6 protein-coding genes, 1 tRNA gene and 2 pseudogenes are annotated in these 7891 nt (G+C 38.1%); 1 reads left to right on the top strand and 8 read right to left on the bottom strand.

From position 1 onward, the window contains the following. Positions 1-206: 206 nt before the first annotated feature. Positions 207-671 carry a hypothetical protein gene (locus tag AEA42_RS05025; protein ID WP_055647143.1) on the bottom strand — a complete coding sequence of 155 codons (465 nt, stop codon included), beginning with the start codon at positions 669-671 and terminating at the stop codon, positions 207-209. 972 nt (positions 672-1643) lie between these two features. Here AEA42_RS05025 and AEA42_RS05020 point away from each other — a divergent pair. Beyond that, on the top strand, positions 1644-1868 hold the full coding sequence (locus tag AEA42_RS05020; RefSeq protein ID WP_055647142.1) for a hypothetical protein: 225 nt from the start codon (positions 1644-1646) through the stop codon (positions 1866-1868). Between the two features lie 493 nt (positions 1869-2361). On the opposite strand, the gene AEA42_RS05015 is transcribed toward AEA42_RS05020, so the two are convergent. The 7 genes and pseudogenes from AEA42_RS05015 to AEA42_RS04985 form a co-directional block, all read right to left on the bottom strand. Then, positions 2362-2790, bottom strand: coding sequence for a hypothetical protein (locus AEA42_RS05015; protein WP_055647141.1), 429 nt, complete (start codon positions 2788-2790; stop codon positions 2362-2364). Further along, positions 2762-3451 carry a winged helix-turn-helix domain-containing protein gene (locus AEA42_RS05010; protein ID WP_055647140.1) on the bottom strand — a complete coding sequence of 230 codons (690 nt, stop codon included), beginning with the start codon at positions 3449-3451 and terminating at the stop codon, positions 2762-2764. The genes AEA42_RS05015 and AEA42_RS05010 overlap by 29 nt, the downstream gene beginning before the upstream one ends. 231 nt (positions 3452-3682) lie before the next feature. After that, a pseudogene (locus AEA42_RS05005) lies at positions 3683-4468 on the bottom strand (Y-family DNA polymerase); the annotation flags it as partial. Further along, a pseudogene (locus AEA42_RS05000) lies at positions 4469-4887 on the bottom strand (S24 family peptidase). A 210-nt stretch (positions 4888-5097) separates the two neighbouring features. Beyond that, a complete protein-coding gene (locus AEA42_RS04995) occupies positions 5098-5928 on the bottom strand; it encodes a HepT-like ribonuclease domain-containing protein (protein ID WP_055647139.1) in 831 nt (276 codons plus the stop codon). A gap of 127 nt (positions 5929-6055) precedes the next feature. After that, positions 6056-7291 (bottom strand): tyrosine-type recombinase/integrase, encoded by a 1236-nt coding sequence (locus AEA42_RS04990; RefSeq protein ID WP_037425208.1) that lies wholly within the window; start codon positions 7289-7291, stop codon positions 6056-6058. Between the two features lie 356 nt (positions 7292-7647). Continuing rightward, a tRNA-Ser gene (locus AEA42_RS04985) sits at positions 7648-7735 on the bottom strand. Between the last annotated feature and the right edge of the window lie 156 nt (positions 7736-7891).

Genomic DNA, 7891 nt, shown 5'->3' with positions numbered 1-7891 from the left:
TCAATCAGTGCCTTAGAGGCCAGCATCAAGCTGTTTAATCGTTTTAGGTGAAGTTCTGGGCAGTATTGGTGTAAAGAATGTTGTAGGATATTGGCTTCGCGCATCTTGTTGTCCAAGTGTAGTTTTTAGCGAAACCATTTGATCATGCAACAAGATGCGCTTCCACCCTAATTTGATGATTTATTTGTAAATCATCAGGGGATTCTTCAGTACTTAGCCTCTTTTGTAAAGAGACTTAACTCTGGGTTTCTCTGCGTTACTTCAACAGTTAATACCCCTCCTTTATTTTGAAGATACTTATTAATTCTGAGTAATTTCCTTATTACATCATCATCTAACAACGACACTCTTTCAACATTTATAAAGTAGTTAACTATTTCATTATTTCTATGGAAATAATGAATCTTATCCATTACCTCCATAACTAATTGCTTATGTTTAACCTGACTTAAGCTTTTAAAATAGTCATCTAAACTAAAAAATATATCACCACTGAAGTATACTGGGCGACTTAAAATCTCCAATCCATGTAACTTACCATTTCTAGTAATAATGTTCTGGCTTACATGCCAATAATTACAAGCTTTAAACTCACGAAAAACCTTAATATTACTTGTAGTACTAATGGCATAGCTACAATCCTGATTAAACAAGCAATTAAAACAAACCATTCGCTCACCTAGTAAGTTAAAGATAAATTTAAAGCCACATACTTTTTAAATGATTAACCTATAGATATCTTCAGTCAATATAGGAAACATACGTAGATAAAAAACAAAACAAATACCAACATAAGCGCAACAAACTCCGTCAAGTTAATGACGCTCAAAAAAAACCAACCAATCGACATGTAAATGAAATGTTTACAAGTCAAATGATGTCGAATTGTTGACGCTTTGAATCAATAACCAAATTCACAATATAAATATTCCAAGCGTGCTAGATAAGTCATTAATGTAGATATGAGGTACTTATGCCTTATACGATCTGTATATAGTATTTTTGTTTAATATTGTGACTTGCATCATACGTAGCAACACATTTGTCAAATCCTACTAACTTAACTTGTTATAGTCATGATTATCTTATGATTAATTTATGATTTAACAAAAACCTCTTACTATTAACAACTTAGCAAGGCAAGCAGACATTCAACTATTAGATAATCATTAAATTTACTTTAGCAAAATCTATTGTAGTATCAGAAGATCTTCACCCCTTACTTTTTACATAGCTAGTTTTACAGACAAGCCGCAAACATACTTATACACAAAGTCAACAAACACCTTTTTTTGCTTATTTTTGACAATGAATAAATATCCAATACCACAGAAGGAAAAGTAAATGTAACCAATCTTTGAACTCATTAATTTAACAATATATCATTACTTTTCTTTGGAACATACACATGCAATAAACGTTAAAGAAATATTAAATACCCAACCTTTGGGTTAACATAAATCCCATATTAATTGGCAACGTTTATATATAATTATCTATCTAGCCTGTATAAAATTCACTGTTAGTAATGACTAAAAAATCGTAACGTACAACCTTATTAACTTACCCCTTAACAAGTTAATCATTAGGAAGTTAACAGGCTCTACAATAAGTTATAACGGAGGAGGATGAAAGGATGCTTTATGAGTGTAGATAAATTCTGTAAATTTAAAATCGTTCCAGAAGTTGGTGCTCCTATCATTTACTTTTCTTTTAATGTTGCATTAGCGCCGACATCTTCTACGAATGTAAAACCAAGATGCGCCCAACTAAAAACTTACTTCAGAAAATTCCAGATTAAAAATGATGTCCTTTTAGCATCATCTATGACAATAGGTGTTGCCGTTCAGATCAACGGCTACAGCTGAAAATAAGGAAAGAATTGCACTAATATTGTTATAGTTAACATCAAGTGATCTGTCAGCAGCCACCGTGTATACCACTGATAAACAGCCTGTCTTTCATGGTGAAGACGAGGGTTGCCCAACAATCTATCTATGCTTTTTATCAAGTTGTTAGTCTGTACTGCTGACTTAAATAGCCAGCCTAAAGGCCTCATAGTGAGACAAATCAGCATTGATGGAAACTTTGATGGATTTTTGGATACTGTTGATAAAGAGATTGATATAGTATAGTCAACTTAATACCTGAAATTGATGTTTGTTCGCACTTCTATCTGTGTACTCTCCAAGGTACATGTTCACTCCAATCTAATGATTCATATGCAAATAATCTGTATAACCTTCACGTAGAGTTTGAATGTAGGCATTAATATCAATAGTAAGTAGGGTCATAATGTATTTCTTTTGGAACTAGCTGAAAGAAATAATACAGAAATTCGAAACCATAAAATCATAATCATTACCAAATACTTAGCCTACCTACGCGTTTAACAGTATAGATTTGATAAAATGGAGAGCTCATCAAAATATAATCAAATTTTTCCCCTTGAATCTGTTTTCCCGTAAAAAAAATTTTACCGTCAATTAAGTTAGAATGTTGAACTTTTGATATTGAAATAGTTCCATCTTGCAAAACATTTTTATTAAATACAATAAAAAAAACATCATCACCTCGTTTACCAAATAACCCTGTATATGTTAACACCTTACCAGTTTCTGGGTTTTTAAAAATAGACTTCATCACTCCTAGATGGCAACTTGAATAATGAAATCGCTCCGAATTATTAACTTCAATTTTAAAATCGCAACCTAACCCATTAAAAAAGGGTAAGTAAGTATATACTGATAGTATTACTATGCTAATTATAGCGATATACTTTAATTTCATCCAATGCTCCATTATACCCATAATAATAAAGACCTTTTTCCAAAGAATTGTTCAATCTCAAATATTCTTCATCTTCCTTATTTAGTTTTAACAAACCACAAAATGTAGCATCTTCAATATTTATGCAGTAAAGTTCTGAGGGTTTAGCCGAAATTAAAACTGCAATAATAACAGTAACAAAAAAGTAACCAACAACAAGAAGTTTTATAAAATTATTGTTTATTACACGCTGAACCTTTGACTTTTCAATACATTGGATGCTTATACGGTTATTATTTATGCTTTCACTTTTTAAAATGTCGTCGCTCTCATCGTTCGACGTCAACTCATCAATAACAGTGTTATTACTAGGTAGAACCTGAACTATTTTAAAGTTTTCATATTTACCACGTAAAATATATCCCTTACGATGTACCGTCTCAATAAAAATATCAGAATCTTTGCTACTCAATAGTAATCTAATGTTTTTTATTGCTGCATTTAATGAATTTGGTGCTACAAATTTATTTGGCCATCCTGCAGCCAGTAAAACATCCTTACTGACAAGCAGATCGTTATTTGTAACTAGGCAAGATAATATCAACGTTTCACTTTGGTTCAATCTTCCTATCATTTTATCTTGGTAAGCTAATTCACCAGAACATACATCAAGTGTCCACATAGAAATTTTACCCACACAATAGGTTACAATTGTTAATTATATTGACGTTTTTTAAATTTGCTAGCTCTTATTGCAACTAAAGCATTAGGGCAATTCTTTTTTGTAGTTCAAAAGCCCTTATCCTTGTTTTGGTGGTTTTGCTTAATAAACAGATTGAACCAAGTGCGGGCAGTCATACCAATACTATTGCCTATGTTTTAGTTAAGTGTTTATGGGCAGCTCTCTATGTCACTGCAGTATTGATTCAACATCCGTGATGCATTGACCCATGCTTCTTGTCGAGAATATCAGCTTTTTATCAGCTCTCGCTTCATCCCACACCTTGCATACTTGGCCATTAAGTTCTCGTACTGTACACTCTATTTCAATGCTGAACTGTTTACGGGCTAGTCCTACTTGCATGTTCGCTAGGTCAAACGCAGTATGGATATTCATCAGTTCAAGCTTTGCACTAATCCTGCGTCCTATTCCCCAAACATCACCTACCGCCAGCTGTTTTAAAATAGCGGTTCGGTCTTGGTCATTGTCGATGACACTCACGCCTTCATAACTCTCAATCTTCTTAGCAGCATGGTTAGCCAAGTTCAGGGTTTCCGCTATTCCCATACAAACAGGCAAGCGAGCTTCTTCCCATACTGCCCGTCTTATTAATTGACCTTGAGTGTGGAGGCATTTTATTACTGGATAGGAGTCCTTAAACGACAGGAACGTTTCATCGATGCTATAGGCATGCTGCTCAGGCGCAATACGGCCAATGATATCCATCATCTTGCTCGACAAGTCAGCATACAGTTCATAGTTAGAGGAACACGCAATCACACCACGCTCAGCACATTGTGCTATGACTTGAAAGTATGACACAACCTTCTGAATACCCACCTCTTTTGCCAGCCTATTCGCGGCAACAATCATCCCATCGTGATTACTGGCTACAACAACAGGCTTACCATGCCAATCAGGCAGAAACACTTGTTCAGCACTACAGTAAAAGCTGTTGGCATCGACTAGCGCAAACATCTACTTTTTACTCAGTTTTTTACTCAATACAGGACTTTTACGGTGGCAACGAATAGAACGAGTGATAACACCTTCAATAGTGAACTCGTCGTATTCATGAATAATGACAGGCTGGTGTTGCTGATTAGAAGAAAGCAGTAAACGGCGGGGATATCAATGATTTTACAGACAAACTCACTATTTAAATTAGCTGCAATGACATCGCCATTTCACACAGTCTCGTGACGGTCAACAATGAGAATACCACCATCAAAGATGCCGACATCTTGCATCGAGTCCCCTAGGGCATAAGCCATAAAAGTTAAGCTTGGGTGGTCGATCAATAGCTCATCCAAGCTTAGACCTAGCTGAGTGTATTCAGCCGCTGGTGACTCAAAACCTGTAATGCCAGCACGGGCAGGAGTAGGGATAACACGCATAGCAATTAAACACTGTTAATATACACAGTAATTATAGTCGCGGAATAGCCGCTATCAAACTCTATTAAACCACCTCGATATGCGCCACTAAATACTTTTCTTTATCGAAGTTAACATTTGGCAATTAGCTGTTTTCTTAGAATGAACAGGTTGACTCTAGTCGACTCATTAATTCAATCTTTAGGAGAGCCTGTGAAAGTCAATCAGACTTTAGTTATTCTTCAGCGATAACCATTCCAACCCCTGCTCTGCAAAGGCAAAAAATCTATCGCTATAACCTTGAGAGATCACACTACGGATGATCTCATGGTCAATATTCAGATAATCATGTACCAGTGCATTACGCAGGCCTATCACTTTACGCCAGCCATTTAATTCATCAGCTGGTTGTGCTCCTCGTTGACACAGGATCTCAAATGCTTGGTAGGCATCCTGCGGACTATGCCCTGCCTGTGCTTTAGCCCAATGTTTGGCAATACCAATGCAAGCTTCAATAGAGACCTGTAGTGTTCGCTCTGCTGCGCGATCTTCAAGATTAGATAGGGGACGCTGACTGAGTAATTGGCGCAATTCTCCAAGCTCGGCTTGATACCGGCTAAGGCTTAAGCGCAATGACGTGATATAGGCATTATCCAAAATAATAAAGTGGTTTTGGGCGGAATAATCGAGTTCCAATTGCGACATTATGCGAGACTCTTCTTGCATTCTTCGGTCTTCATCTCGACTAAAGATAAGTTTGTTGGCATTAATGATTCCGAAAGCCAGAGGGATTGGTGCAAGATTTATATCGACAACAGAAAGCTTCCCTTCGGCTAGCCCTAATGCTCGTTGCCAATCCATAGCAAGCAGTTCAGCTCTAATACGAGTATCAAGCACACTGTCCGCCTTTACCGGGTCGAATGCGACGGCTAAATCCCAATCGCTATGCTCGCTAGCATTTCCTTTCGCCTGCGAACCATAAAGCCATAATACTGCCACCTCAGAATGGCTTGCAGCTAATGCGTTTAGTTGGTGCAAATGCTGGCTCTGCTCGATAGTCATTAGTTTGGCTTTAGGTTAGTCATGATGTAAGTGTACCAACCCTGATTCGGACTTAACAGGTTAGATTCGTTTGTCACGTCCCCTAACGTTTTGACTCAGGGAGATAATCTCTATTCGGCCTTACAGGTCATGCCCCTAATTTTCTTGAACCAGCTGTTACTGACAAAGAGCCCACTGCTGCAGTGGCAATATGATTGCTCCACCACTCCATTAACTTGGTCCGTCGCTCTAGGTAGGTCGTGCGATTATAGGCACTGCGGATTTGGTTTTTATCAACATGGGCTAACGCTGCCTCAATAACATCACCATCAAAGCCTTGTTCATTTAAGGTTGTGCTCGCCAGTGAGCGTAAACCATGCCCCGTTGTTCTTCCCTTTAATCCCATTCGCCCTAATGCTTTGTTGATGGTTTCAGGATCTGTGTGCTTTTTAGGATCTTTAGATGACGGAAAAACGAATTGGCTTTGTTCACTGATCGGCTTAACAGTTTCGAGTATCGCGAGGGTATGCTCTGTAAGCGGGATAATATGCTCACGATTCATTTTCATGCGTGATTCAGGAATAGTCCAAAGTTTGGCATCAAAATCGATTTCTTCCCAACGGGCTCCGGCCGCTTCATTTGGCCTGGTCATTGTGTGCAATTGCCATTCAATCAAACACCGGGTCGTTAACAATAAATTGGCGTTTGCAATAGTCTGCAGCAACTCAGCTAGCTCTGCTGGTTTTAATGCTTTCAGATGTTCTACTTTGCTCTTTCTAAATACTTCTCGAATACCTGACAACGGATTAGCATGAATGTAACCAGAATTAACTGAAAAGTTCATGATTTCATTCAGCAACTGAGCGGTACGTTTAACCGTTTCAAGATGCCCCTTCTGCTCTAGGGGCTTGAGCGCGGCAATGGCTATGGGAGCCGTGAGTCTGCTAATCGCAATACTCCCCAGTTTAGGGAAGGCATACAGCTCAAGCTTTCGCCAATTGCCTTCGATGGTTTTAGGCTTGATGCTTCCTTGCTTTGAGTCCATCCACATTTGTGCAATATGCTTGAGCGTTTGAGCGTTCTCTGTTGCCGCTTTTAATTTGTTTTCAACTTTAAGTAATTGAGGGTCGATGCCTTCGGCCAAGTTTTTTCGCGCTTCTAGCGCTTTATCTCGCGCCTCAGCTAAGGATACGTCAGGATATGAGCCTAAACCAAAATAGGTGGGTTTGCTGGTGGAGGGACGTATGTATCTAAATTCCCAAGTTTTCCCTGCAGTGCGCACATAGAGATAGAGATTGCCACCATCTGACAATCTATAGGGCTTTGCTTCCGCTTTAGCATTGAGCACCGCTTTTGCAGTCAGCTTATTTGTACTCCTTCCCATACCGTTTTACCCTCTCAAATTAAACCCAAAAGTAATGCTTGATTTTGGCATCATTTTTTACTCGAAAATCAAGCATTACTTATCACTGAATAAATTCAGACAAATCAGGATATTGCCAAGTTAAATCTGGGCCATAAAATCGAGAAAATCAAGTTAAAAAACGGCATAAAAAAAGGGTGTTTTTGAAGCCAAAAGTAATGCCAAAATTTACCAAATTTTCTTGGCATTACTTTGGGCATTACTAAAAATTTCGGATGCAGTAGGATGTCATCAAACAATATAGGATGATAAGTTATTGATTTTAATAAAATACAGGTAAGAAAAAAGACGTCCTAGGACGTCTTTAAACTTGAATGTGGCGGTGAGAGAGGGAGTCGAACCCTCGATACGTTTCCGTATACACACTTTCCAGGCGTGCTCCTTCGGCCACTCGGACATCTCACCAGATTGTTGTCATTAGCTTTTAAGTGTCAATGAACACGGTTAATCGAGTTGAATAGTGCTTAACGTGTAAGCTTTCATCGTTAACGGAGCGGTACTGTACGCAAAAGCCTTTGTATGGTCAAGTAAAAAAGAATCGATTTCAGGCGGTTGCACAAT

Origin of the sequence: Shewanella sp. Sh95, assembly GCF_001308045.1 — a bacterium.
In the GTDB taxonomy this organism is placed as follows: Bacteria; Pseudomonadota; Gammaproteobacteria; order Enterobacterales; family Shewanellaceae; genus Shewanella; species Shewanella xiamenensis.
This window is presented reverse-complemented; position numbering and strand designations above follow the sequence as displayed.

What these genes read in the sequence shown, in the direction of transcription:
- AEA42_RS05025 (WP_055647143.1), bottom strand. Translation starts at nt 671, where the DNA reads ATGGTTTGTTTTAATTGCTTGTTTAATCAGGATTGTAGCTATGCCATT.
- AEA42_RS05020 (WP_055647142.1), top strand. Translation starts at nt 1,644, where the DNA reads ATGAGTGTAGATAAATTCTGTAAATTTAAAATCGTTCCAGAAGTTGGT.
- AEA42_RS05015 (WP_055647141.1), bottom strand. Translation starts at nt 2,790, where the DNA reads ATGAAATTAAAGTATATCGCTATAATTAGCATAGTAATACTATCAGTA.
- AEA42_RS05010 (WP_055647140.1), bottom strand. Translation starts at nt 3,451, where the DNA reads ATGTGGACACTTGATGTATGTTCTGGTGAATTAGCTTACCAAGATAAA.
- AEA42_RS04995 (WP_055647139.1), bottom strand. Translation starts at nt 5,928, where the DNA reads ATGACTATCGAGCAGAGCCAGCATTTGCACCAACTAAACGCATTAGCT.
- AEA42_RS04990 (WP_037425208.1), bottom strand. Translation starts at nt 7,291, where the DNA reads ATGGGAAGGAGTACAAATAAGCTGACTGCAAAAGCGGTGCTCAATGCT.